Annotated in this window: 22 protein-coding genes; 19 read left to right on the forward strand and 3 right to left on the reverse strand. The window is 69.9% G+C overall.

What is annotated here, in order from left to right; translation table 11 throughout:
* The first annotated feature begins 96 nt into the window (after nucleotides 1-96).
* The 4 genes from DEJ25_RS06950 (at nucleotide 97) to DEJ25_RS06965 (ending at nucleotide 7418) form a co-directional block, all read left to right on the forward strand.
* Nucleotides 97-1008, forward strand: a complete 912-nt coding sequence (locus DEJ25_RS06950; RefSeq protein WP_111044216.1) for a sulfurtransferase — start codon at nucleotides 97-99, stop codon at nucleotides 1006-1008.
* Nucleotides 1005-1454 (forward strand): SufE family protein, encoded by a 450-nt coding sequence (locus DEJ25_RS06955; protein ID WP_110902411.1) that lies wholly within the window; start codon nucleotides 1005-1007, stop codon nucleotides 1452-1454. The genes DEJ25_RS06950 and DEJ25_RS06955 overlap by 4 nt, the downstream gene beginning before the upstream one ends.
* 206 nt (nucleotides 1455-1660) lie before the next feature.
* The gene (locus DEJ25_RS06960) at nucleotides 1661-7045 is read left to right on the forward strand and encodes a DUF6531 domain-containing protein (protein WP_111044217.1); all 5385 of its coding nucleotides are present in this window, start codon (nucleotides 1661-1663) and stop codon (nucleotides 7043-7045) included.
* Between the two features lies 1 nt (nucleotide 7046).
* Nucleotides 7047-7418: a hypothetical protein gene (locus DEJ25_RS06965; protein WP_111044218.1), complete on the forward strand. Its 372-nt coding sequence runs from the start codon at nucleotides 7047-7049 to the stop codon at nucleotides 7416-7418.
* A gap of 157 nt (nucleotides 7419-7575) precedes the next feature.
* On the opposite strand, the gene DEJ25_RS06970 is transcribed toward DEJ25_RS06965, so the two are convergent.
* Nucleotides 7576-7947, reverse strand: coding sequence for a hypothetical protein (locus tag DEJ25_RS06970; RefSeq protein WP_111044219.1), 372 nt, complete (start codon nucleotides 7945-7947; stop codon nucleotides 7576-7578).
* A 215-nt stretch (nucleotides 7948-8162) separates the two neighbouring features.
* Between DEJ25_RS06970 and DEJ25_RS16615 the strand changes: the two genes are divergently transcribed.
* From DEJ25_RS16615 to DEJ25_RS16620, 11 genes are all read left to right on the forward strand, one after another.
* Nucleotides 8163-8321: a hypothetical protein gene (locus DEJ25_RS16615; RefSeq protein WP_181427366.1), complete on the forward strand. Its 159-nt coding sequence runs from the start codon at nucleotides 8163-8165 to the stop codon at nucleotides 8319-8321.
* 94 nt (nucleotides 8322-8415) lie between these two features.
* Nucleotides 8416-9129, forward strand: coding sequence for a hypothetical protein (locus DEJ25_RS06975; protein WP_111044220.1), 714 nt, complete (start codon nucleotides 8416-8418; stop codon nucleotides 9127-9129).
* 179 nt (nucleotides 9130-9308) lie between these two features.
* Nucleotides 9309-9827 carry a hypothetical protein gene (locus DEJ25_RS06980; RefSeq protein ID WP_110902418.1) on the forward strand — a complete coding sequence of 173 codons (519 nt, stop codon included), beginning with the start codon at nucleotides 9309-9311 and terminating at the stop codon, nucleotides 9825-9827.
* Between the two features lie 81 nt (nucleotides 9828-9908).
* Complete coding sequence (locus DEJ25_RS06985; protein ID WP_110902419.1) at nucleotides 9909-10424, forward strand: Imm26 family immunity protein; 516 nt, start codon at nucleotides 9909-9911, stop codon at nucleotides 10422-10424.
* 105 nt (nucleotides 10425-10529) lie between these two features.
* Nucleotides 10530-10976 (forward strand): hypothetical protein, encoded by a 447-nt coding sequence (locus tag DEJ25_RS06990; protein ID WP_110902420.1) that lies wholly within the window; start codon nucleotides 10530-10532, stop codon nucleotides 10974-10976.
* A gap of 180 nt (nucleotides 10977-11156) precedes the next feature.
* Nucleotides 11157-11528 carry a hypothetical protein gene (locus DEJ25_RS06995; RefSeq protein ID WP_111044222.1) on the forward strand — a complete coding sequence of 124 codons (372 nt, stop codon included), beginning with the start codon at nucleotides 11157-11159 and terminating at the stop codon, nucleotides 11526-11528.
* 213 nt (nucleotides 11529-11741) lie between these two features.
* Nucleotides 11742-12521, forward strand: a complete 780-nt coding sequence (locus DEJ25_RS07000; RefSeq protein WP_146236661.1) for a hypothetical protein — start codon at nucleotides 11742-11744, stop codon at nucleotides 12519-12521.
* Nucleotides 12518-12928 carry a DUF6188 family protein gene (locus DEJ25_RS07005; RefSeq protein WP_111044223.1) on the forward strand — a complete coding sequence of 137 codons (411 nt, stop codon included), beginning with the start codon at nucleotides 12518-12520 and terminating at the stop codon, nucleotides 12926-12928. Before DEJ25_RS07000 ends, DEJ25_RS07005 begins: the two co-directional genes overlap by 4 nt.
* Nucleotides 12925-13299 (forward strand): hypothetical protein, encoded by a 375-nt coding sequence (locus DEJ25_RS07010; RefSeq protein ID WP_111044224.1) that lies wholly within the window; start codon nucleotides 12925-12927, stop codon nucleotides 13297-13299. Before DEJ25_RS07005 ends, DEJ25_RS07010 begins: the two co-directional genes overlap by 4 nt.
* The gene (locus DEJ25_RS07015; RefSeq protein WP_111044225.1) at nucleotides 13296-13691 is read left to right on the forward strand and encodes a DUF6188 family protein; all 396 of its coding nucleotides are present in this window, start codon (nucleotides 13296-13298) and stop codon (nucleotides 13689-13691) included. Before DEJ25_RS07010 ends, DEJ25_RS07015 begins: the two co-directional genes overlap by 4 nt.
* A 48-nt stretch (nucleotides 13692-13739) precedes the next feature.
* The gene (locus tag DEJ25_RS16620; RefSeq protein WP_111044226.1) at nucleotides 13740-14549 is read left to right on the forward strand and encodes a hypothetical protein; all 810 of its coding nucleotides are present in this window, start codon (nucleotides 13740-13742) and stop codon (nucleotides 14547-14549) included.
* Nucleotides 14550-14671: 122 nt separating this feature from the next.
* Here DEJ25_RS16620 and DEJ25_RS07025 read toward each other — a convergent pair whose 3' ends face one another.
* Nucleotides 14672-15871 carry a S9 family peptidase gene (locus DEJ25_RS07025; protein ID WP_111044227.1) on the reverse strand — a complete coding sequence of 400 codons (1200 nt, stop codon included), beginning with the start codon at nucleotides 15869-15871 and terminating at the stop codon, nucleotides 14672-14674.
* Between the two features lie 99 nt (nucleotides 15872-15970).
* Between DEJ25_RS07025 and DEJ25_RS07030 the strand changes: the two genes are divergently transcribed.
* The 4 genes from DEJ25_RS07030 to DEJ25_RS07045 all read left to right on the forward strand — a co-directional run bounded on the left by DEJ25_RS07030 (nucleotide 15971) and on the right by DEJ25_RS07045 (nucleotide 21406).
* Complete coding sequence (locus DEJ25_RS07030; protein WP_110902428.1) at nucleotides 15971-16567, forward strand: DUF3000 domain-containing protein; 597 nt, start codon at nucleotides 15971-15973, stop codon at nucleotides 16565-16567.
* On the forward strand, nucleotides 16560-17927 hold the full coding sequence (locus DEJ25_RS07035) for an HRDC domain-containing protein (RefSeq protein ID WP_111044228.1): 1368 nt from the start codon (nucleotides 16560-16562) through the stop codon (nucleotides 17925-17927). Before DEJ25_RS07030 ends, DEJ25_RS07035 begins: the two co-directional genes overlap by 8 nt.
* A gap of 126 nt (nucleotides 17928-18053) precedes the next feature.
* A complete protein-coding gene (locus DEJ25_RS07040; protein ID WP_111044229.1) occupies nucleotides 18054-19265 on the forward strand; it encodes a thiolase family protein in 1212 nt (403 codons plus the stop codon).
* 2 nt (nucleotides 19266-19267) lie between these two features.
* Nucleotides 19268-21406 carry a 3-hydroxyacyl-CoA dehydrogenase NAD-binding domain-containing protein gene (locus DEJ25_RS07045; RefSeq protein WP_111044230.1) on the forward strand — a complete coding sequence of 713 codons (2139 nt, stop codon included), beginning with the start codon at nucleotides 19268-19270 and terminating at the stop codon, nucleotides 21404-21406.
* A 144-nt stretch (nucleotides 21407-21550) separates the two neighbouring features.
* Here the strand turns inward: DEJ25_RS07045 and dxs are convergent, their stop codons facing one another.
* A complete protein-coding gene (dxs, locus tag DEJ25_RS07050) occupies nucleotides 21551-23479 on the reverse strand; it encodes a 1-deoxy-D-xylulose-5-phosphate synthase (protein ID WP_111044231.1) in 1929 nt (642 codons plus the stop codon).
* Between the last annotated feature and the right edge of the window lie 79 nt (nucleotides 23480-23558).

Raw genomic sequence — 23558 nt, forward strand, 5'->3', positions numbered from 1 at the left:
GTGCGGCGGGGACTCGGCCCGTCCGCGTACCGTTGCCGTTGACGCGCAAGGACCGATCGTAGTCCGCGCGCCACCGATCCCCAGGAGGTACCCCCGATGACCGCACCGGTCGACCCGTCCGAGAAGTTCCGCTCCTACGCGCACCCCGAGCGCCTGGTGTCCACCGAGTGGCTGCAGGAGCAACTCGACGACGGAGCCGGATCGCCGGAGCTCGTCGTGGTGGAGTCCGACGAGGACGTCCTGCTCTACGAGACCGGGCACATCCCGGGCTCGGTGAAGATCGACTGGCACACCGACCTCAACGACCCGGTGCAGCGCGACTACATCGACGGCGAGGCCTTCGCCCGACTCGTCGGCGGCAAGGGCATCGGCCGCGACACCACCGTCGTCATCCACGGCGACAAGAACAACTGGTGGGCGGCCTACGCCCTCTGGGTCTTCACGCTCTTCGGGCACGAGGACGTCCGCCTGCTCGACGGCGGCCGGGCGAAGTGGATCGCCGAGGGCCGCGCGATGACCACCGACCGGACGTCCGTCGAGCCGGTCGAGTACCCCGTCGTGGAGCGCCACGACGAGCCGGTCCGCGCCTTCAAGGACGACGTCCTCGCCCACCTCGGCAAGCCCCTCATCGACGTCCGCAGTGCCCCGGAGTACTCCGGTGACCGGACCACCGCGCCGGACTACCCGGAAGAGGGCGCCCTCCGCGGCGGCCACATCCCCACCGCCGTGAACATCCCGTGGGCGACCGCCGCCGCCGCGGACGGCACGTTCAAGTCGCGGGACGAGCTCGACGCCGTCTACCGCGACGGCGCCGGCATCGGCGACGCGGACGAGGTCATCGCCTACTGCCGCATCGGTGAGCGCTCGAGCCACACCTGGTTCGTGCTGCAGCACCTGCTCGGCTACGAGAACGTCCGCAACTACGACGGATCCTGGACCGAGTGGGGCAGCGCGGTCCGCGTCCCGATCGCGGTGGGATCCGAGCCGGGTACGCTGCCTGCTCGATGACGGACGCAGCACTCCCCCAGCCCCTCGCCGAGATCCGCGACGACTTCCTCGCGCTCTCGTTGAACGACCGCCTGCAGCTCCTGCTCGAGTTCTCCGACGAGCTGCCTGCCCTCCCGCCGCGCCTGCAGGGACACGAGGACGAACTCGAACGTGTCGAGGAGTGCCAGTCCCCGGTCTTCATCTCCGTCACGGTCGGTGCGGACGGCGACGCACCCGACGTCGTCCGGATGCACGCCACGGCGCCGCGCGAGTCCCCCACCACCCGGGGGTTCGCCTCGATCCTGGCGCAGGGGCTCTCCGGCCTCACCGCCGAGCAGGTGCTCGCCGTGCCGTCCGACTACCCGCTCACGATCGGGCTGTCCGAGGCGGTCAGTCCGCTGCGGATCCGCGGCATGGTCGGCATGCTCGGCCGGGTGCAGCGGCAGGTCACGGCGGCGGTCGCGTAGCCGCCTCGTTCCGGACGGGCGCGGCCCGCTCAGCGGTCACGCGCCAGCGTCACGCGGGCCGCGCCGACCGAGCCTGCGAGGGAGGACGGTGCCAGCTGGTACCGCGCCTCCCGTCCGTCGTTCCCGCCGTCTGCTGAGCGTTCCGGTGGAGCGCACGGTGCACGTGGCAGGATGGGCCCGTCAACCGACGAGGGGAACGGGACGACATGGGGAAGATCCACGGCAACGACCCGACGGGGTACTCATACGGAGACGCCGACGCGCTGAAGTCCGCTACGACAGGGCTCGCGAGCGCGATCAGCGGCCAGAAGGGGTCACGGGCGTCGTACGTCACGACCGCGAGCCGGGAGTTCCGGGGGTACTTCTCCCAGGTCTTCGCGGACAACGCCGATGTCGCCTCACGCGGGGCGTCCGAGCTCGTCGACGCGCTGCAGAGTCTGTCGGGCTTCGTCGAGCAGCTGCGTGAGGCCGCGAAGCAGGAGGACGACCGGCGGGCGAAGGCGAAGGCCTGGGCGGCGCGCAAGAAGGAGCGCGAGGACAACTTGTTCGTCGCCGCGACCCACGAGGTCGGGACGTGGTTCGGCGCCGACGACGACCCGAAGCCACCGGAGCCGGAGCCAGAGCCGCACCGCCAGGCCGACGCCGTGACGGTGAGCGGCCGGACCATCCCGGCCGGTGGGGGCGGCGGAGGCGGCGGCACGTCGTCGGCGGTGCCCGCAGACCTCCGGTCGTTCCAGTCCGGCATCCGGTCGTGCGACGAGTCACTCGCTGGTGCGGTCTCGACCTTCCGCAACGCGCTGACCGACTACGAGTCCGGCTGCAACCCGTGCTGGGGCACGCTCAACGCGCAGTCGCTCGTGACCGCCGTGAACGACTGGCTGACCGCGAACGGGCAGGACGCCGCCTGGGCGGGCACCGTCGCGGCGCAGTTCGAGGCCGCAGGCGGTGGCACCGGACCCGCCACGCTGTCGGACGCCTCGATCTCGGCGGCCCTGGCGGCGGCCGGCATCGACGCCACCCGCGACGACCTGACCATCGGCCCGTTCTCGGCGATGGGCACCCCGCCGACGAACGGCTTCGCCGACGACCCGGTGAACACCGCGACGGGGAACTTCCTCGAGCCGGAGACCGATCTGCGCTTCGGCGGGGCCGCGGCAGCGCTGCACTTCTCACGGATGTACAACTCGCTCGACACTCGGGTGGGCTGGTTCGGCATCGGGTGGTCGTCGGTGCTCGACGTCCGGTTGGAGCTCGGGGACGAGGTCGCGTCGATCGTGCTCGAGGACGGGCGCCAGGTCGACTTCCCCCGGGACGACGACGGCTGGGCACGCGGGGTCGGCGAGGACCTCTGGCTCCGCCGCGAGGACGCCGTGCTCGTCGTCGCCGACAACGCCGGCGGCCGATGGACGTTCACGCCCGCCGGGCTCTGGCTCGGCACCGACCGGGGGCCGGGCACCGGCGTCTCGGTCGTCCGGGACGGCGACGACCGGATCACCCGGCTCGAGCACGAGCTCGGCCGCGCGCTCCACGTCGAGTACCAGGACGACCGCGTCGCCTCCGTCTCGGCGTCGGACGGCCGCCGCGTCGAGTACCGGTACGACCACGCCCGACGCCTCGTCGCCGCGCAGGACGCGGTCGGCACGCGACGCTACCGGTGGGACGACGCGGGCCTGGTCGACCAGGTGACCGCGGCCTCCGGCGTCGTCGAGTGCGTCAACGTGTACGACGCGCAGGGCCGCGTGGTCGAGCAGCGCACCCCGTTCGGACGCACCGTCCGGTTCGCGTACCTGCAGGGCCGGGTGACCTCGGTGTCGGACACTGACGGAACCGCCACGAACACCTGGATCTCGGACCGGAAGGGCCGCGTCGTCGGGATCGTCGACGCCGACGGCCGCCGTCAGTCGATGTCGTACGACCCGCACGGCAACCTGGTCTCGGTCACGGAGCGCGACGGCCAGACGACCGTCCACGGGTACGACGACCGTGGCCGACGCGTCCGCACCGTGACGCCGGAGGGCGCCGACCTGACGTACGGCCACGACGAGCAGGACCGCGTCACGACGATCGTCACGGCGGCCGGTGGCGTCGTCGAGTACGAGTACGCCGACGCAGCGGACCGCAACCCGTCGGTCGTCGTCGACCCCGTCGGCGGTCGGACCGAGCTCGAGTGGCGCGGCGGTGTGCTCGTCCGGTGCACCGACCCGACCGGGGTGACCGTCACCTTCCACCACGACCGGTTCGGCGACGTCGTCGGCATCGAGAACGCCGACGGCGCGGTCGCACGACTCGAGCGCGACGACGCCGGTCGTGTTGTCGAAGCCCGGACGCCCCTCGGCCACCGCACGCGCTACCGGTACGACGCCTCCGGACTGTTGACCTCGCGTGAGGAGCCCGACGGCGGCGTGTGGCGGTACGAACACGGTCCGGGCGGCCGGGTCACCGCGACGATCGACCCCACCGGTGCACGGACCGAGCTGAGCTACGGACCGCACGGCCAGGTCGTCGCGACGACGGACCCGCTCGGTCGGGTCGTCACGAAGGACTTCGACGCGCTCGGCAACGTGACGACGGCGACCCTGCCGGACGGGGCCGAGTGGCGCTTCGTCCACGACGCGCTCTCGCGTCTCGGCACCGTGGTCGACCCGGCCGGCGGCAGCTGGGCCCGCGAGTACGACGCAACCGGGCAGGTCAGCGCGACCGTCGACCCGACCGGCGTCCGGACCGAGACCGAGCGCGCACGTGTCGACGGCATCGCGGTCGTGCGGAACGCGTTCGAGGACGTCACCGTCCGCACGGACGAACTCGGTCGGCCGCTGTCGGTCGAACACGCGGACTCCTCCGCGGAGCTGACCACCCACGACGCCGCAGGACGCCCGGTGGAGCTCGTCGACGCCGACGGTGGTCTCACGGTCATCGAGCGCGACCGGGCCGGTCGGGTCGTCACGGTGACCACGCCCGCCGGGCGGACGAGCCGCTACGAGTACGACCGCTGTGGTCGTCCCGTCGCCGCCGTCGACCCGGCCGGCGCCCGCACCACGCTGACGTACGACGCCGATTCGCGGATCACGGCGCGGACGATGCCCGACGGGACGGTCGCACGGACCGAGTACGACGCCGTCGGCCGTGTCGTGCGCTCCCAGGTGCCGGGCGTCGGCACCGCGGAGTACCGGTACGACCGGGTCGGTCGGGTCGTCTCGGCACGTGACTCCCGGTTCGGGCAGCGGTCGTTCCGGTACGACGCCGCCGGCCAGTTGACCGCCGCGGTGAACGGGCTCGGTGGGGTGACCCGCTACGAGTACGACGAGCGCGGCCGACTCGTCCGCACCACCGACCCACTCGGCGGTGTGACGGTCCGGACGTACACGCAGCTCGACAAGGTGTCGTCGTCCTCTGATCCCCTGGGACGAACGACCACCGCGACCTACGACGCGGCCGGCCGCCAGCTGACCCAGACCGACCCCGACGGCAGGACCCTGCGATGGGAGCACGACGCCGCCGGGCTCGAGGTCGCCCAGTACGCCGACGACGCACTGCTCGCCCGCATCGACCGCGACCCGCGCTCCCGGACCGTCACGATCACCGACCACACCCGTGGCGGGGATCCGGTGGACCACACGCTGGATTACAGCCGGCTCGGACAGCTCGTCCGTCGCAGCACCGGCTCCCGTGAGACCCGGTGGAGCCACGACGCCGACGGCCTCCGCACCGCCGTGTACTCCCCCGACGGCACGGTCACCCGGTACGACCGCGATGCCGTGGGTCGTGTCAGCCGTGTCGAGCACACCGCCTTCGGCGAGGTCCGGTACGACCACGACCCTGCCGGACGCCTGACGGGCCTCCGGGCCGGTGACCAGCTGCAGTCCTGGCGCTACGCGGACGGCCAGCTCGTCGAGCACACGACGACCGACGCCGACGGGTCCGACGTGACCCGCATCGAGCGGGACCCCGACGGGCGGATCCTGTCGGTGGACGGCCCCGCCGGACGGACCAGGTACGGCCACGACGACGGGGCACAGCTGGTCTCCGCCGAACTCGTGTCAGCTATGGGTTCTGACCACCGGTCCGACTGGGTCTACGACGCAGCCGGACGGCTCGTCGAGGAACGCACCGATGATCGAGTCCGCCGGTTCCACCACGACGCGGCAGGTCAACTCCTCCGGGTCGAGGACGGTGACGCGTCCGTCACCTACGAGTACGACGGGCGCGGCCAGCGCACGCGCGAACTCCGGAGCGACGGCAGCACCACCGACTCACTCTGGGACGCCCGCGGGTGGCTCACGGGCACCCGGACACAGGGTCCGGATGGCTCAGCGTCGACCAACCTGACGGTCGATGCCCTCGGCGAACTCGCCGATGTCGACGGTGTCCCGATCGCCTGGGACACCGCGGCGGCCACGCCGACGCTCCTCGCTGTCGGCGACGCTCCGGTCCTCCGTGCTCCCGGTGGCATCACCGGAGTCGGTGACGCCTGGACGACCGCCGGTTGGCGCAGCGCTCGTGCCGCATCGGAAGCGGACCCGTGGCAGGTCCTCGCCGACGTCGGAGGCGCGTCCCTGCCCGCAGCCCTCGGTCTGGGTGCCGACGGCACGCTGCAGGTCGCCGGCCTGGAGTGGATGGGCGCCCGCGCCTACGACCCGACCACGCGCGGGTTCCTCTCCGTCGACCCGCTCGCTCCGCCCGCCGGAGCCGCGTGGGGTGGCAACCCGTACTCGTTCGCCGGGAACGACCCGCTGCACGCGCTCGACCCGCTCGGGCTCGCGCCGATCACCGACGCCGAGCTCGAGGCCTACGCCGCCAGTGAGCAGGGTCCCCTGGCCCGGGCTGCAGCGGCCACGGGCGAATGGTTCAAGGACAACTGGGAGTACGTCGCCGGTGGCGCGATGGTCGTCGGCGGTGGGCTCCTCATGGCCACCGGGGTCGGCGGCCCGGTCGGCATGATGCTCATCAGCGCCGGCGCGGACACCATCATCCAGAAGGCCACCACCGGCGAGGTCAACTGGGGGCAGGTCGCGGTCAGCGGGGCGTTCGGCGCCGTCGGCGGCGGCTTCGGTGCGGCGATCGGGAAGCACTTCGTCGGGAACGCGGTCGAGGGTGCTGTCGAGAACGTCGCGAACACCGTCGTCAGTGGGCAGCCGGTCACACCGGGCAGCCTGCTGCGGAACGCTACCGAGGGCGCCGCGACGTCGGCAGCCACCGGCGGGGTGCTCAACAAGGTGCATCTGCCGACAGCGGTGAACAAGCTCGGCGACGAGCTCCCGACGCCCTTCGAAGGTCAGAAGATCTACCGTGTCTACGGCGGAGATGCTCAGCCGACCGGTGCCTCATGGTCGCCGTCCCACCCTGGGTCTGTTGCCAACTACCGCGACGTCGCAGGACTACCGTCAGGGAAGACCGGGCCCGATTACAGCGTGAACTCGGGGCGGTTCCTGCTCGAAGGGACGTTGCGCGACCCCAGCGCGGTGGTGAAGACGAGGGCAGCGCTTCCCCTGGACGGCAACCGAGGCGGACTAGACGAGTACATCATCCCGAACGGCATCGACAAGGGCGCGATCCAGCTCGATCGCGTCAGCGGCATCAATCCGGAGTTCTGACATGCAAGAAGTCTTCTTCCTCTCGTCCATGGACAGCAAGCGGTTCTCGTCCGTCTTCCGGTGCGAAGTGGAACGACCGATCGAGCTCCCGAACGGTCACCATGCACTGATGGTCAGCTGCGATCCGCCGCTGAACGGTCAGGAGCTCGGCCATCCACTCGGCATCGGGGAGTTGTTGCTCTGGAGTCGGTTCGAGGACGAAGACCTCTGGACCTTCCCCGCCTTCCCGCACTTCGTGCAGATCTGTCTCCCTGACGTCGATCTGCCTGCCCATGCCATGCCTCCGAGCATCGCATGGGGCGAGATCTACAAGACCGAGGCCGACGCGCATGCCCACGAGATGAGCGCTCGCACGCGTTCCTCCCCGACGTGATCGAGTTGGTCGGCAAGCTCCCGCAGACTCGCGAACCGCTCTACGAGGCAGCAAGAAGCGATCCGTGCGAGCGAGCGAGCGAGCGAGTGAAGGTCATGTCGTTCCGAAGGAGATCAGGCAGTCCGACCACCAGGCGGCCGGAGCCGGGATTCGTCACCTACCACCGCTTCATCGGTTCGCAACCGACGGGCGCCCTGGAGTTCCGCAACGTCGTCATCAGAAACGATGAGATCATTTCCGGATTCCCTACCAACACACCGAAATACTCACGATGTGCGACCTTGGCAATTACCGAAATCAGGCACTCCGCATCATTAGCGGGCTCGAAGAGCGGCTCGGAATTCAAGCGCTGGAGGATGCGCGCGATCTCGTTGAATGCAACGAAGCCCCTCTCGGTCTGAGTATCGCAGCAGGGCTCATCGCGGAGCGCAACCTCAAGGTTCCCATGTGGATCGTCGAGGACATCAAACGTCTCTTGCAAGAGTGGCCAGAGGAACTCGCTGAGCTTCCCGAACACTTCGAGACGCACGGCTCTGATCTCCTCCGCGGCGATGTGCCACCCGAAGGGCCGAGCACCTGATCGAGGGTTCCGTTCAAATTTGTCGCGACCAGCGGGGCCGCGAAGGTAGGGGAATTTGCTGCTGGGTTGACTCACGTCTGTGGTCGCCGCCCCTCCTGGACACCGGGGCCTTGAACTGATGCCTGCTGAGAACCTTGCTCGGCAATGAGTCGAGCTCGGACGGCGTGAGCCGGCTCATCCTGGACAGCTTTGTCGTGAACGCCCGCGATCCCGGGAAGGAGGTCGACCTCGTCGACGCGTCGACCCGCGAGTTCGACGTCACCTGGCGGGTTGAGCAGGAGCGGATCGTCGCGTTCCGGGGTGCGCACCAGGATCGAGGCTGAACGTGGGTGTCCGGCGCGGATGGAACGAGAACGAATCTGAAGCCCTCACCCGCGGAGTGATCCGCGATACGAAAGTGGAGAGGTACGGCGACTGATGGGTGTCCTGACCGTCCGGGATCTCGACCGGATCCTCGCGCACTCGACGGTTCCCGTACCACCGGAGGTCGGGTCGGTGCTGGCTCGCGCTGAGAAGGGCGACGAGGTCTTCGCCAACCGCTTCAGCGCAGCGGAGTTCGTGACCATGGTGCGCACCCGGTACCTGGCCCGCGAACCGAACCTCCAGGAGCTGATCGAGCCGCTCGGAGGCCTGGGCAGCGCTCCGGTCCTCTTCTGCCAGGTGGAGTCCGGCGAGGAGGTGGTGTCGCTCGTGCTCGACGAGCACGAGCACGAGGTGCTCGCTGTGACCTACCTCGATCGATCTCGGACGGCGAGGACAATCTCGGTCGGGGACTTCCGCGGGCTCCTTCGGGCGTCGACACTCCCGGCCGCAGCCCGCGCCCGGTCCGCGATCGAAGCGCTGCCCGACGACCGGCTCCTCCGCCTCGGCGAGACCGAGGCCGCCAGCATCGCGAGGACGCTGTGGACGAAGTACAACCTGGCGCGCGAGAAGGGGGTCGCGGTGGTCGGACTCGAACAGTTCACGAAGGACCTCTCTGATGCTGGATCCATGGACGTTCTGCTGGGCTCGATCTGGCTACAGGAATCATTGGTGACCGCAGCCCTGGACGCGACTACTCGTCAGATCGTCGGCGTGCTCTACATCACTGATTTCCTGCCCTCGGCCGGACGCACTTCCCCCGCCCGATGATTGCCGAAGTGGCCCGGAGGAGGCGACGCAGCTTGAGCAGCAGGAAACAGCCGTACGAAGCACGGCCGGGAGACGTGTTCGGCATACCGTTCCAAGGCCGGCATCACCATGCAGAACTGTTCGACTGACGACCGGAAAGCCCTATCGTGGTGTCACTCGACAGCAGCGGAGGACCCCTATTGAGTACGAGCAAGGCGCTGAATGTCACAGCAGGCGATGTCTTCATGATCCCGATCAGCGACTCATCGGCGCATCTGGGACAGGTGATCGCGGAACGCGGCGTCAGCCTCTACATGATCGTGTTCGACCAGGTCGTGCAGATCAATGCACTTAGTGACAGTCGCTCATGGCCGCTCGATACGGAACCGTTGTTCGCCATCCAGACCTTCGATGGGAGATTCGACGAAGGAGCATGGCAAGTGATCGGCCACGCTGAGCCGGACCGTGTACGCTTCCTTCCGGCCTTCACGCACGGCCTCGTGGAGACCGGAGGGGTGCGCGTCACCGATTTCAGCGGCACTCGAGAACGCCTCGCGACGCCGGAAGAGTCAGCAACTGTCCCACACATGATCACTCGCTCTTCGCTACTGCTCGAGATGGCCGTTCGTGCGCAGGCTGGCTTGGAACCGTGGCTTCCAGCTTTCGACGGCATCCGATACAAGAAAACGCCTACTTCTGCAGAGCTCTTCGGCGCATGACACAAATGGCTGGTTGGCGAGCAGAGGACACCACATGCGCGAGCAACGTCACCGATTTGCAGGAGGAGGCCCGCATTGGACATGACGGAACCGGGGAATCTCGCGAATGCCGGCGACGTGTTCCTCATCCCCGTGGACAGCAGCCGGGGCTACCCAGGCGTGGTGGTTGCAGAACGAAACGCCAGCCTCTACGTCCTCGTGTACGACCAAACCCTTCCATTGCACAGCAGTGGGAACGCGTCCTCCTGGAACTTCACGGTCGATCCGCTCTTCGCTGTGCTCACGTTCGATGCCCGCTTCTACCACGGCGACTGGAAGATCATCGGGCAGAGAACTCCGGAGCCGGACCGCTTCCTACCAGCGTTCTGCTACGGATCCCCAGAAACCGGAGGAGCACGAGTCTCCAACTTCACCGGGACGACCAGCCGATCAGCATCCCCGGCGGAGATGCAGACCATCTCACCCGAGATTTATCGGAGTCCGATGCTTCTCGAGAGGGCCGTGCGGGCTCACGCAGGCCTCGACCCCTGGTACCCGGTGTTCGACGAGATCCGTTACACGAAGACGCCGACATCAGCCGAGCTGTTCGGCTCCTGATTCCGATCGCGCATCGCCGCCTGCACGCACGGGGCCCATGCAACGAACAGACACCAGCTGTCACAGCAGGATCGCCCTGTCTCCCCTTGAGCAGATAGGTTACCGATGCTGCGCCTCTTCACTCTCGACTTGATCCAGAACGAAGACGTGGATGTCGAACTCGACGACATCTTGGGATCTCTGTGTCTCCCCGAACTCTCTTGGACAGCCGAGGACATCTTCGTCAACGTCTCCCCTGGTTCCGGATTGGAGATTGGTGAACTCGAACGAGTGTCCAGCACGCCAGGTCTTCCGAATCCAGTGCTCGACCACGCCACGTTCACTCGTCTCGTTGCAGCCACGGTGCAGTTCATCGAGGGCGAGTTCATCGGCTTCGAGGAAGCCGATGTCGGTCAGCTCGACAAAGCCGTCATCGTCATCGATGTGGTGGACGGAGCGTGGTGGACGGGGATCCTCGACCTGGATCGAGTCGGAGTGCAAGACGGGTTCACTTCGATCTTCGGGGAAGGGACACCGGCGGCGGCCATGTCCCGCCGGCCACACGACGCCTGAAGGAAGGCCCGTGGTCGTCTTCGACTGGGTCGAGAACACCCCAGCGCGGCGGTGAGACGAAGGCACCGGTTCCCCTGGACGGCAACCGAGGCGGACTTGACGAGTACATCGTCCCGAACGGCATCGAGAAGGGCGCGATCCAGTTCGATCGCGTCAGCGGAATCAATCCGGAGTTCTGACATGCAAGAGGTCTTTTTTCTCTCCTCCATCGACAGCAAGCGATTCTCGTCCGTCTTCCGGTGCGAAGTGGAACGACCGATCGAGCTCCCGAACGGTCACCATGCACTGATGGTCAGCTGCGATCCGCCGCTGAACGGTCAGGAGCTCGGCCACCCGCTGGGCATCGGGGAGCTGTTGCTCTGGAGTCGCTTCGAAGACGAAGACCTCTGGACCTTCCCCGCCTTCCCGCACTTCGTGCAGATCTGTCTCCCCGACGTCGATCCGCCTGTCCATGCCATGCCTTCGAGCATCGCATGGGGCGAGATCTACAAGACCGAGGCAGACGCGCACGCCCACGAGATAAGCGCTCGCCCGCGCTCCTCGACGAAGTGATCGAGTTGGTCGGCAAGCTCCGGCAGACTCGCGAACCGCTTCACGAGGCAGCAGGAAGCGATCCGTGAGAGTGAGCGAGTGAAGACCATGTCGTTCCGCAGGAGATCAGGCCACCCGGCAACCAGGAGACCCCAGCCCGACTTCGTGACGTACCACCGCTTGATCGGCTCGCAACCGATGGGCGTCCTGACGTTCCGAAACATCGTCAACGGGATGACCATCCCCCCGCTGCGCTGGCTCGTCACCGACCTGGACATGGTCGCGCTGCCGGACTCGGACATCAACGTCCTCGAGTGGGAGCAGAAGCTGCGCGACAGCAGCGGCGCCGGACTGTGGATCACCGACGACGACATGCGGCGCTTCGTCCGGGACAACCACCAGATGATCGACGGCGAGTTCTTCGGCTCACCGGTCGGCAGCACCACGACGGACGCTTCGCAGGCCGTGACCCGCATCGACTTCTTCGACAGCACGACGGTCACGGTCACCCTGGATCGTTCGGTGATCGGGACCTCCTGGGAGTTCGAACTGTTCCTCGGACCCGGCGTTCCCGCGTCTGGCATCGGGAGCCGCGACGAGGAGATCGCGGACGAGCAGCGCCACGCACAGGAGGCACGCGACGGTCAGCAGATCCGCGCACTCGTCCGCGCGTGCCTCCAGAACGCTCGGATCGACGAGGCGCCGGCGCTCCTCACCCAGCTCGGCGCAGTGGTCGACGTCACGCCGTCCGGGCCGCGCGCGTGGGCGCTCGCGCTCGAACTCGCCGAGGCACCCCGCGTCGACCTCCCCGACGGACCACTGCCGGAAGCCGCCAGTTACCGAACCGACGCCGAGGCAGTCGGGGGCGAGTTGCTCATCTGGGCGCACGACGGCAGGATCCAGATGGTCGAGCTCCCGTGGTTCACCGACGAGATGCCGACCGAACTGCCGCGTCTCGATCAGCTCGTCTTCCCCGCAGAGCGAGACGCCGGAGACGGCGAGAGGACACCGTGACCAACACCACGTCGGCCCCCATCCAACTGCACGTCGCCGGCGACACGCTCGACGCCATCGTGATCGACACCGCTGTCACCGTCCGCTTCTCGAGCGGGGCGACCCTCCGGTTCGAGACTGCCTTCTCGCTCACCGAGACCGACGGCACGCACACCTTCATGGAACCCGGTGATCCGCCCTCGCTCCTGCCGCTCCTCGCTCTGCACACGAAGGAGGTGGAACGCGGCACCGTCACCGGCGCCCGCATCGCCGTCCGCTTCGCATCGGGCGAGTTGCTGGAGGGGTGGTCCCACCGCGACCGGCCCTCGTGGCACTGGTCCGAACCAGGACGAGCACGCCTGGACATCGACGTCCTGACCGGCGGCGAGGTCGTCGCCCGCACGCTGCCGGGAGGGATGCCGTTATGACGGACGTCGTGTCGGTCGACGTCCTGCGCCGACTCATCCCGTCGTCCGATCCGGTCGTCCCGGGCCGGGTGCAAGAGGTCTTGTCCGCCGTCGCCGACGATGCCGAGGTCCTCACCTACGACGTGCCGGCACGCTCCTTCGCCGAGGTCGTCCGGCGGAGCTACGCACAGGACGAACCCAACCTGCTGCCACTGGTCGAACCACTCGGGCCGCTCGGGGACGCACTCGTGCTCGTGTGCCAGGTCGAGTCCGGGCCGGAGATCATCACCGTCCTCCTCCGTGCTGCCGACCGTGGTTTCCTCTCCGCGACGGCGTACGACCGTTCGGCGATCACCAGATCGCCCATCCGACCGACGGAGGAGGCTCCGTGACCGACGATCTCCCACTCGAGTTCACCGCTGCGCAGGTGGACTTCCTCAGCTTCACCTTCCAGACGACCATCGGGTTCTCGAACGGCACGACGGTGCAGTTCGAGGCCGAGTTCGCGATCACCGGTCCGGACGGGGAACGCCGGCTCGTGGACCCGACGGACCCGACGTCGCTCGCACCCGTCCTGGCCCTGCCCGGCGACACGGTCACGAACGCGACACTCGACGGCGCCGACCTCCGGCTCCACTTCGCATCCGGGACGGTCCTCGAGGCCTGGCCCGACGAGTCGTACGAGTCCTCGAACTACCACGGTGCCGGGCCGGAGCGGCGGATGATGATCGCCATGCCCGGCGGTGGCCTGGCAGTCTCCGGACCACCAGCAACGTCCGACTGACCAGTCGTGCCACGATGAGGGTGTCATCGGACGAGGGGAACGGACGACGTGTTCGGCAAGCGCAAGAAGGACCAGCCATCGGGCTCCGAGTTCCACCAGACCAACAGTGAGCAGCAGCTCTTCGCGCAGTTGTTGGCCGAGACCCGGGCCGACCCGGAGAAGCTGTTCACGATCGAGATGATCGATCGTGGCAACCCTGGCCGCGACCTCGACGATCGTCTGAAGCGACTCCGCCACGCGGGCGTGACGATGACGCGGCCGTCCCCCGCCGAGGGTGTCCCGCCACGGTCGTCGTCGCACTCCGAGTCCGGGACCGCCGAGACGCCCGCCGACGAGCTGCTCCCGCTCAGCCGCGAGCCCTTCACCGCCGAGACCGGTGACGTCTTCTTCATCCCGGACGGCGGCGGCCGCGTGCTGCTCGGGCACGTCCTCGCGACGCTGCACGACGCCGTCTACGTCGCGGTCTTCCAGCGCCCCGAGGACCTGCCGCGCCCCGCCGACCCGCTCGTCGTGCTCGCCACGCAGCCGGTGGTGGCCGGGCTGACCCTGCCGGCACGGTTCCAGCCGGGCATGTGGGAGGTCGTCGGCAACGTCACTCCCGACACCGCCCGCCTGCTGCCCGCGTACACCTGGGGCACGGACCTCGACGGCGTGCACGTCACCGACTTCGACGGGTCGCGTTCCCGACCCGCGACCGAGATCGAGGCGACGACGATCCCCCGCCGCGTCGTCGTGTCGCCGTACTTCATCGACATCGCCGTCCGCGCCGTGGTCGGCCTCGTCGACTGGCACCCGGACTTCGAGCACCTCCGCTACCGCTCCACCCCGCGCTCCGTCGACCTCTTCCCCGCGCGCTGATCCGGGCACGCGCTGAAGCCGGACAGGCCGCCACCGACGGCGGGTGATGACCACCCGTCGGACGGGAGGCCCGTCACCGCTGGTCCCGCGCCTCCCGTCCGACGTCGGTCACCGCACGCGCGTCACCGCGCGTCGGCCGCCGGCCGCGACGCCACCACCTCGGTGAGCCACGCCAGGATCCGCGCGTCGAACCAGTCCGCGTCGTGGTTCCAGAGCTTGGTGTGCCGGGCGACGTGCGCGACCTCGAGCCGCACCAGGTCCGGTCGGGCAGCGGCGAGGGCGTAGGACGCCGATGCAGGCACGAACCCGTCGTCGTCGCTGTGCAGCAGCAGGATCGGCACCCGCAGTTCGTCGGCGCGGGCGACCATGTCGAGTTCCCGCAGGTCGATCGGCTGGTCGAGTCCGGCGACCCGGTGCAGCACGGGCGTGCGGAGCACCCACTGCGCCACCTTCCGGACCGGCCGGGGCAGCCGGAGCGCACGGCTCTGCGACTTGAGGACGGCGTTCCAGTCGACGACGGCCGAGTCCAGTACGACGCCGGTGACCAGACCCGCGAGCCCCGAGCGCACCAGGGTCTGCAGGACCACGGCACCGCCCATCGACCAACCCATCAGGACGATGCTCGTGGCACCCTGCTGGGCGACCCAGTCCAGGGCGGCGTCGACGTCCTCCCACTCGGTCGACCCGAGGCCGTACCGGCCGTCGGCGCTCGGGGGCGCGACGCCGTCGTTCCGCCACGACACCAGCAGCACCGAGTAGCCGGCAGCGCGGAACACCGGGACGGCGCGGATCGTCTCGGCGCGGGTCACGCCCCGTCCGTGCACCAGAACGGCCCAGGGCGCGGCCGGGTCGTCGGCGCGGACCACCCAGGCGGGCGCCGGGCCGTTCGGGGTCTGCACGTCGACGTCCTCGACCGGCACCCCGAGCTCCCCCGGGGTCAGGTAGAACCAGCCACCCCACCGGCCGCGTCGGGCCACGGTGGGGTCGCCGGCGTCCACGGCGATGACCCGCCGGGTGACGGTCGTGTCCGTCATGTCGAGCACCTCGCCGACGCGCATGTGCCCGGTCGCGCCGCCGAACCACAGGCTGTACCGACCCGGGGACTCGGTGTCGGGACTGCGTCCCAGGGAGACGGTGCGTGCCTCCAGGTCGACGGCGGTGATCGGCACCCGCTCGGCGCGCTTGCGGTCCGGGGTGACCACGGCCCGTGCGACGGCGGCGACCGACCCGGCGACGACGGCGACGCCGACCGCGGCGGTGGTGATGCCGGCACCCAGCGCGAGGAGGCCGACGGACCGGACGGCATCGGGACGGCGGGCCATGCGGGCCTTCCAGGACGAGGACGACTGCGGGCAGCACGACTGCGCGCGGAACGGCGTGCCGCCCGCGCCGGTGCTCGGTCCGGAGCCTAGTCTGCATCCGTGCCCGAATCCCGAGACCCCGACGCCGAACCGGAGGCGTTCGCGCGTCTCCGCGCGTTCGTGTCGAGTGGCAGGACCCGCACCGAGACCACGGTCACCGAGATCCCGTCGCCGAGCCGCATCGCACCCTTCTCACTCGCCCTGGCGGCGGACGTGTCGGGCGTCGTGCACGGTGTGGACTCGGACCTCGGCACCGGACGCTTCATCGCCCTGCACGACCCCGCGGAGCCGGAGGGGTGGGGCGGCGCGTACCGCATCGTCACCTTCGCGCAGGCCCCGCTCGAGCCGGAGATCGGCGTCGACGAGTTCGTCGCCGACGTCACCTGGAGCTGGCTCGTCGACGCCCTCGAGGCGCACGGTGCCCGGTACGGCAACGCGTCCGGCACCGCGACGAAGATCATCTCCCGCGGCTACGGCGAACTCGCGGCTCAGGGCGACGGCGCCCAGCTGGAACTGCGGGCGTCGTGGACGCCCCTCGACGACGACCTGACGCCGCACGTGCAGGCCTGGGAGGAGATCGTGGCGATGCTCGCCGGACTCCCCCCGGCCTCGGACGGTGTCTCGCTCCTGGCCCCCCGGAGGCTCGCCCGTGACTGACGCCGATCCCGCATACGAGGACGCGCACGCCGCCGTCCACGTCATCGAGGAACGCGACGAGTACCTCGACGCCGTCGCACGGCTCGCCGCCGGTACCGGCCCGGTCGCGGTCGACGCCGAGCGTGCCAGCGGCTACCGCTACTCGCAGCGCGCCTACCTGATCCAGATGTTCCGCCGCGGGTCCGGCTCGTTCCTGTTCGACCCGATCGCGATCGGTGACTTCAGCGACCTGCAGGCCGCACTCGTCGACGAGGAATGGGTGTTCCACGCCGCGTCCCAGGACCTGCCCTGCCTCCGCGAGGTCGGCCTCGTCCCGACCCGCATCTTCGACACCGAACTCGGGGCCCGGATCGCCGGGTTCCCCCGTGTCGGCCTCGGCGCGGTCGTCGAGCAACTGCTCGGCATCACGCTCGCGAAGGCGCACTCCGCCGCCGACTGGTCGACCCGCCCGCTCCCGCAGGCGTGGCTCGTCTACGCCGCACTGGACGTCGAACTGCTGCCCGACCTCCGCGACTCGCTCGCCGAGGTCCTGGACGCCGCCGGCAAGACGCGGATCGCGGAAGAGGAGTTCGCGGCCGTCCTCGCTCGCGGCCCGAAGCCCCCGCGTGCCGAACCGTGGCGTCGACTGTCCGGCATGAACGTGCTCCGCGGCGCCCGGGCCCTCGCGATCGCCCGGTCGCTCTGGGAGGCGCGGGACGCCTACGCGCAGGAGACCGACATCGCCCCGGGACGCACCATCCCGGACTCGGCGATCGTCGCCGCCGCCGCTGCTGCCCCGGCTTCACGTGCCGAACTCGGTGCGCTGAAGGCCTTCACCGGCCGCGCCAGCCGCTCCGAGCTCGACCGCTGGTGGGCCGCCGTGGAAGCGGGCCAGACCACCGAGGACCTGCCACGCCTGCGAGGCGGGAGCGAGCCGAGCCTCCCACCACCCCGCGCCTGGGCCGAACGCAACCCGGCCGCCGACCGTCGGTACCGTGCGGCCCGCGCGGCCGTCACGGCGCGTGCGGCGGAGCTCGACCTCCCCGTGGAGAACCTGCTGACGCCGGAGACGCTCCGTCTGGTGTCGTGGAACCCGCCGAAGACCGTCGCGACCGAGACCGTCGGTGCGACGCTCGCATCGCACGACGCCCGGCCGTGGCAGGTCGAGGAGACCGCGTCGGTCATCGCGCACGCGTTCGAGGTCGCCGCGGACCGGTCCGTCGAGGACCCGGCGGCCGCGGTCACGGCGACCACGGCCTCCCGTCCGGACGAGACGACGGCGGACGCCGACCACGCGACGCCCGACGCCGGCGCGCCCGGTGCGGTCGGTCTTGTCGCAGACGGACAGACCGACGCCACGACCGGGACGACCGGCTCGTAGGAACCGCCCAACCGACGTGCCCCCGCCCAGCCGGGGGTACTAGCGTCGGAGCGTCGCCGGGCGAGGCCCGGCCGGTCGGGGTGACACGTCGCTCCGGCCCGATCGTTGTGGATCTGGAGGCTCGCATTGCCGAAGACATCAGACGTCGTGTTCGTGGACGGTGTCCGTACCCCGTTCGGCCGCGCCGGTGAGAAGGGGGTGTTCTGGCGGACCCGCGCCGACGACCTCGCCGTGCACGCGATGCGTGGCCTGCTCGACCGGAACAGCTCGCTCGACGGTGCCGCCGTGGACGACGTCGCCGTCGCCGCGACCACCCAGCAGGGCGACCAGGGCCTGACCCTCGGCCGCACGGTGGGCATGCTCGCCGGCCTGCCGAAGACCGTCCCCGGGTACGCCATCGACCGCATGTGCGCGGGTGCGATGACGAGCGTCACGACGCTCGCCGGTGCCATCGCCTTCGGTGCCGCCGACGTCGCCATCGCCGGCGGCGTCGAGCACATGGGACGCCACCCGATGGGCTTCAACGCCGACCCGAACCCCCGCTTCGTCGCGGAGCGCATGGTCTCCAGCGACGCCCTCGTCATGGGCGCCACCGCCGAGCGTCTGCACGACCGCTTCCCCGCCATCACGAAGGACCGCACCGACGCCTTCGCCGTGCAGTCCCAGCAGCGCTACGCCGCCGCCTGGGGTGCCGGCAAGCTGCAGCCGGACGTCATCCCGGTCGAGGTCAACACCGGAGCGGGCTGGGACATCGTCTCGGCCGACGAGCCGCCGCGACCCGGCACCACCCTGGAGGCCCTGGCCGCGTTGAAGACGCCGTTCCGGCCCCACGGACGGGTCACCGCCGGCAACGCCGCCGGGCTCAACGACGGCGCGACGATGAGCCTCCTCGCGTCCGAGGACGGCGCGAAGCAGCACGGTCTGCCGACGAAGATGCGCATGGTCTCCTTCGCCTTCATGGGCGTGGACCCCGAGGTCATGGGCGTCGGCCCGATCCCCGCTACCGACAAGGCGCTGCGGAAGGCCGGGCTGTCGATCGACGACATCGGTCTGTTCGAGATCAACGAGGCCTTCGCCGTGCAGGTCCTGGCCTACCTGGACAACTACGGCATCGCGCAGGACTCCCCGAACGTGAACGCCTGGGGTGGCGCGATCGCCGTCGGGCACCCGCTCGCGTCGAGCGGCGTCCGCCTGATGAACCAGCTCGCAGCCCAGTTCGCCGAGCGCCCCGACGTCAAGTACGGCATCACCACGATGTGCATCGGGCTCGGCCAGGGCGGCACCGTCATCTGGGAGAACCCGAACTTCAGCAAGTCCGCGGCACGGAAGGCGGCCTGACCATGACCACCACCCCGATCGACCAGCTGACCGCCCTGAGCGAGGACGAGGTCGTCACGCATTCGTACGTCAAGCACGTCGCGCTGCCCTCGGGTGGCACGCTCGCGCTGATCACGCTCGACAACGGCAAGGACTACAAGCGGCCCTCGACGCTCGGCCCGCGCACGATGCGCGAGCTGTCGGACGTGCTCGACGCGCTGCGTGACGCCGCGTCGACGGGCACGATCCAGGCCGTCGCGATCACCGGCAAGGAGTACTGCTTCGCGGCCGGTGCCGATCTCTCCCAGGCGGCGGCGCTCCCCTCCCGCGAGGTCGCACACGAGCTCGGCGTGCTCGGCCACGCGACGCTCCGGAAGTTCAGCGAGCTCGGTGTGCCGTCGTTCGCGTTCGTCAACGGCATCGCGCTCGGCGGCGGGCTCGAGGTCGCGCTGCACTGCACCTACCGGGTGTTCTCGTCCGCTGCGCAGGGCATCGGGCTGCCCGAGGTCTTCCTCGGCATCATCCCCGGCTGGGGCGGTGCGACCCTGCTCCCCCGGCTCATCGGCCCGGAGAAGGCCCTGCGGGTCATCGTCGAGAACCCGCTGAAGAACAACCGCCTGATGGACGGCCCGGCCGCGGTCGACCTCGGCATCGGCGATGTGCTGATCCCCTCGGTGACGTTCCTGCCGTCCGCGGTCGCCTGGGCTGACGGCGTCGTGTCCGGCCGCACCAAGGTCGTGCGGAAGAACGAGCCCGGACTGATCGAGAAGGCCGCCTGGGGCACCGTCGTCAAGGTCGCCCGTGGGCAGGTCGCGTCGAAGATCGGCACGGTCCCGAAGTCGCCGTTCCGCGCGCTCGACCTCGTCGCCGCCGCTCGCAGCGGTTCACTGGAGGAGCGCTTCGCCGGTGAGGACGACGCCCTGGCCGACCTGCTCGCCGGGGACCAGTTCGCCGCGTCGATGTACGCGTTCGACCTCGTGCAGAAGCGGGCGAAGCGTCCGGTCGGCGCTCCCGAGGGCGTCGACGCGAAGAAGATCACCAAGGTGGGCGTCCTCGGCGCCGGGCTCATGGCGTCCCAGTTCGCGCTGCTCTTCGCCCGTCGTCTCGGCGTGCCGGTCGTCATCACCGACGTCTCGCAGGAGCGCGTCGACGCCGGTGTCGCCCGGATCCGCCAGTCCGTCGACGAGATGCTCGCCAAGGGCCGGGTCTCGCAGGACGACGCCAACCGCATCACCGCACTCGTCAGCGGTTCGGTGTCCTACGACGCCTTCGCCGACGCCGACTGGGTGATCGAGGCCGTGTTCGAGGAGATGAGCGTCAAGCAGGACGTGTTCCGCAAGATCGAGCAGGTCATCGCTCCGGACGCGATCCTCGCCACGAACACCTCGTCGCTCTCCGTCGACGAGATGGCCTCGGTGCTGACGAACCCGGAACGCCTGGTCGGCTTCCACTTCTTCAACCCGGTCGCGGTGATGCCGCTGCTCGAGGTCGTGCGGGCGGCGAAGACCTCCGACGAGGCCGTCGCCACCGCCCTCGCCGTCGCGAAGACGCTGAAGAAGACCGCCATCGTCACGGCCGACCAGCCGGGCTTCGTCGTCAACCGGGTCCTCGCACGCGTCCTCGGTGAAGCGATGCGTGGCGTCGAGGAGGGCACCTCGTTCGAGATCGTCGCCGACGGTGCCGCTCCCCTGGGCCTGCCGATGTCACCGTTCGAACTGCTCGAGCTCGTCGGTCTGCCGGTCGGTGCGCACGTGCTCGACTCGCACCACGCTGCGTGGCCGGAGCGCTTCTACCCGGGCGACGGGCTGAAGCGGATCGCGGAGCACGGCACGATCCTCACCCGCGACAAGAAGGGCAACGCGAGCGGGTACGACCCCGCTGCCGTGAAGCTCGTCGCACCGGCGAAGAAGGACGCGAAGCCGGTCGACGCTGCCGAGATGCAGCGCCGGTTCGAGGACGCCCTGGCCGACGAGGTGCACCGCATGCTCGAGGACGGGGTCGTCCAGCACGTCGAGGAGATCGACCTCGGGCTGATCCTCGGCGCGGGCTACCCGTTCCAGGCCGGTGGCATCAGCCCGTACCTCGACCGCTCCGGTGCGTCCGAGCGCGTCTTCGGCGGCACGTTCCACGAGCCGCCGATCGTCGGCCCCGCCTCCCGCTAGCCCGCACGGCGCTGCCCGGCGCACGGCGCTGACTGGCTCCGCACAACAGGAACCGCCCCGAACCACGGGATCCCGTGGTTCGGGGCGGTTTCTGTTGTGCGACGCCGAAGTGCACCGGGCGCGACGGGCGTCAGCGCTCGGGCGTCAGCGCTCGGCGGACTCCCGCGACCGCGCCGGCTTCGCCTGGGGCACCTTCGTGCCGACGACCTGGTCGATGACGTCGCGGGTGATCGCCTGCGCGGTCAGCCCCGCATCGCTGAGGATCTGACTCCGGCTGGCGTGGTCGATGAACGCGTCCGGCAGCCCGAGCTCGTTGACGCCGGTGTCGACCCCGGCAGCGCGGAGGTCCTGCCGCAGCCGGGTCCCGACACCACCGACACGGACGCCGTCCTCGATCGTGATGACCAACCGGTGGTCGCGGGACAGGTCGATGAGCGACGCCGGGATGGGCACCACCCAGCGCGGGTCGACGACGGTCACACCGATGCCCTGCGCCTCGAGCAGCGCGGCGGCCTCGAGCGCCGTCGGCACCATCGACCCGACGGCCACGATCAGGACGTCCTCGGCCGAGGTGGGCTCGTGCAGCACGTCGACACCGTCGCCGAGCCGTCGGAGTGCGGGGATGTCCGGCCCGACCTGACCCTTGGACCACCGGAGGACCGTCGGCGCGTCATCGACCGCCACGGCCTCCCGGAACTCCTCACGCAGGGTGACGGCGTCGCGCGGGGCGGCGATCCGGATGCCAGGGACGACCTGCAGCAGCGCCAGGTCCCACATGCCGTGGTGCGAGGGCCCGTCGGGGCCGGTGATGCCGGCACGGTCGAGCACGAAGGTGACGCCGGCCCGGTGCAGGGCGACGTCCATGAGCACCTGGTCGAACGCCCGGTTGAGGAACGTCGCGTAGAGCGCCACGACGGGGTGGAGTCCCCCGTACGCCAGCCCTGCGGCCGTGGTGACGGCATGCTGCTCGGCGATGCCGACGTCGATGACCCGGTCCGAGTGCGCCTGCTGGAACAGGTGCAGTCCGGTCGGACGGAGCATCGCGGCGGTGATGGCCATGATCCGCGGGTCCTCGTGGCCGACCTCGGCGAGCGTCGCGGCGAAGACGGAGGTCCACGACGGACCCGAGGCCTTGTCGAGCGACTCGCCCGTCTCCGGGTCGATGTGCCCGACGGCGTGGAACTGGTCCGCCTGGTCGCGGAGGGCGGGCTCGAAGCCGTGGCCCTTCTCGGTGATCGCGTGCACGATGACGGGCGAGCCGTAGCCCTTCGCCTGCCGGAGCGCCGCCTCCATCGCCTGCTGGTCGTGCCCGTCGACGGGTCCGACGTACTTGATGTCGAGGTTCGAGTACAGCGCCTCGTTGTTGGTGAAGCGCGACAGGAAACCGTGCAGCCCGCCGCGGAGCCCGCGGTACACAGCCCGTCCGGGCGCACCGAAGTGGTCGGCTGCGGCCCGGCTCTTCTCGTACAGGGTGCGGTACTCGCGACGGGTCCGGACGGAGCTGAGGAAGCGGGCCATCCCGCCGATCGTCGGCGCGTAGGAGCGGCCGTTGTCGTTGACCACGATCACCAGTCGGCGGTCGTTCTGGTCGGAGATGTTGTTGAGCGCCTCCCACGTCATGCCACCCGTGAGGGCGCCGTCCCCGACCACGGCGACGACCGTGCGGTCGGACTGCCCGGTCTGCTGGAAGGCACGGGAGATCCCGTCCGCCCAGGACAGCGACGAGGACGCGTGCGACGACTCGACGATGTCGTGCTCCGACTCGCTCCGCTGCGGGTAGCCGGCGATGCCCCCACGCTCCCGCAGACGCGAGAAGTCCTGCCTGCCGGTGACGAGCTTGTGCACGTACGACTGGTGACCGGTGTCGAAGACGAACGGGTCGTGCGGCGAGTCGAAGACCCGGTGCATGGCGAGGGTCAGCTCGACGACGCCCAGGTTCGGCCCGAGGTGCCCGCCGGTCTTGGCGACCTCGGCGACCAGGAAGGTGCGGATCTCCGCGGCGAGGTCGGTCATCTGCGCGTCGGAGAGACGCTTCAGGTCGCGCGGCGACGTGATGCTGGCGAGCAGGCTCACGGGCGCTCCTTTCGTACGGCGGTCGGCCCACTCTATGCGCGCGACCAGCGGACGGACTGGAGGCGCGGTGGCAGCCCGC

Source organism: Curtobacterium sp. MCPF17_011 (genome assembly GCF_003234145.1).
Lineage (GTDB): Bacteria > Actinomycetota > Actinomycetes > Actinomycetales > Microbacteriaceae > Curtobacterium.

Excerpts from the sequence above, each read along its gene's own strand:
- DEJ25_RS06950 (WP_111044216.1), top strand. The coding sequence starts at position 97 with ATGACCGCACCGGTCGACCCGTCCGAGAAGTTCCGCTCCTACGCGCAC.
- DEJ25_RS06955 (WP_110902411.1), top strand. The coding sequence starts at position 1,005 with ATGACGGACGCAGCACTCCCCCAGCCCCTCGCCGAGATCCGCGACGAC.
- DEJ25_RS06960 (WP_111044217.1), top strand. The coding sequence starts at position 1,661 with ATGGGGAAGATCCACGGCAACGACCCGACGGGGTACTCATACGGAGAC.
- DEJ25_RS06965 (WP_111044218.1), top strand. The coding sequence starts at position 7,047 with ATGCAAGAAGTCTTCTTCCTCTCGTCCATGGACAGCAAGCGGTTCTCG.
- DEJ25_RS06975 (WP_111044220.1), top strand. The coding sequence starts at position 8,416 with ATGGGTGTCCTGACCGTCCGGGATCTCGACCGGATCCTCGCGCACTCG.
- DEJ25_RS06985 (WP_110902419.1), top strand. The coding sequence starts at position 9,909 with ATGACGGAACCGGGGAATCTCGCGAATGCCGGCGACGTGTTCCTCATC.
- DEJ25_RS06990 (WP_110902420.1), top strand. The coding sequence starts at position 10,530 with ATGCTGCGCCTCTTCACTCTCGACTTGATCCAGAACGAAGACGTGGAT.
- DEJ25_RS06995 (WP_111044222.1), top strand. The coding sequence starts at position 11,157 with ATGCAAGAGGTCTTTTTTCTCTCCTCCATCGACAGCAAGCGATTCTCG.
- DEJ25_RS07000 (WP_146236661.1), top strand. The coding sequence starts at position 11,742 with ATGACCATCCCCCCGCTGCGCTGGCTCGTCACCGACCTGGACATGGTC.
- DEJ25_RS07010 (WP_111044224.1), top strand. The coding sequence starts at position 12,925 with ATGACGGACGTCGTGTCGGTCGACGTCCTGCGCCGACTCATCCCGTCG.
- DEJ25_RS07025 (WP_111044227.1), bottom strand. The coding sequence starts at position 15,871 with ATGGCCCGCCGTCCCGATGCCGTCCGGTCCGTCGGCCTCCTCGCGCTG.
- DEJ25_RS07045 (WP_111044230.1), top strand. The coding sequence starts at position 19,268 with ATGACCACCACCCCGATCGACCAGCTGACCGCCCTGAGCGAGGACGAG.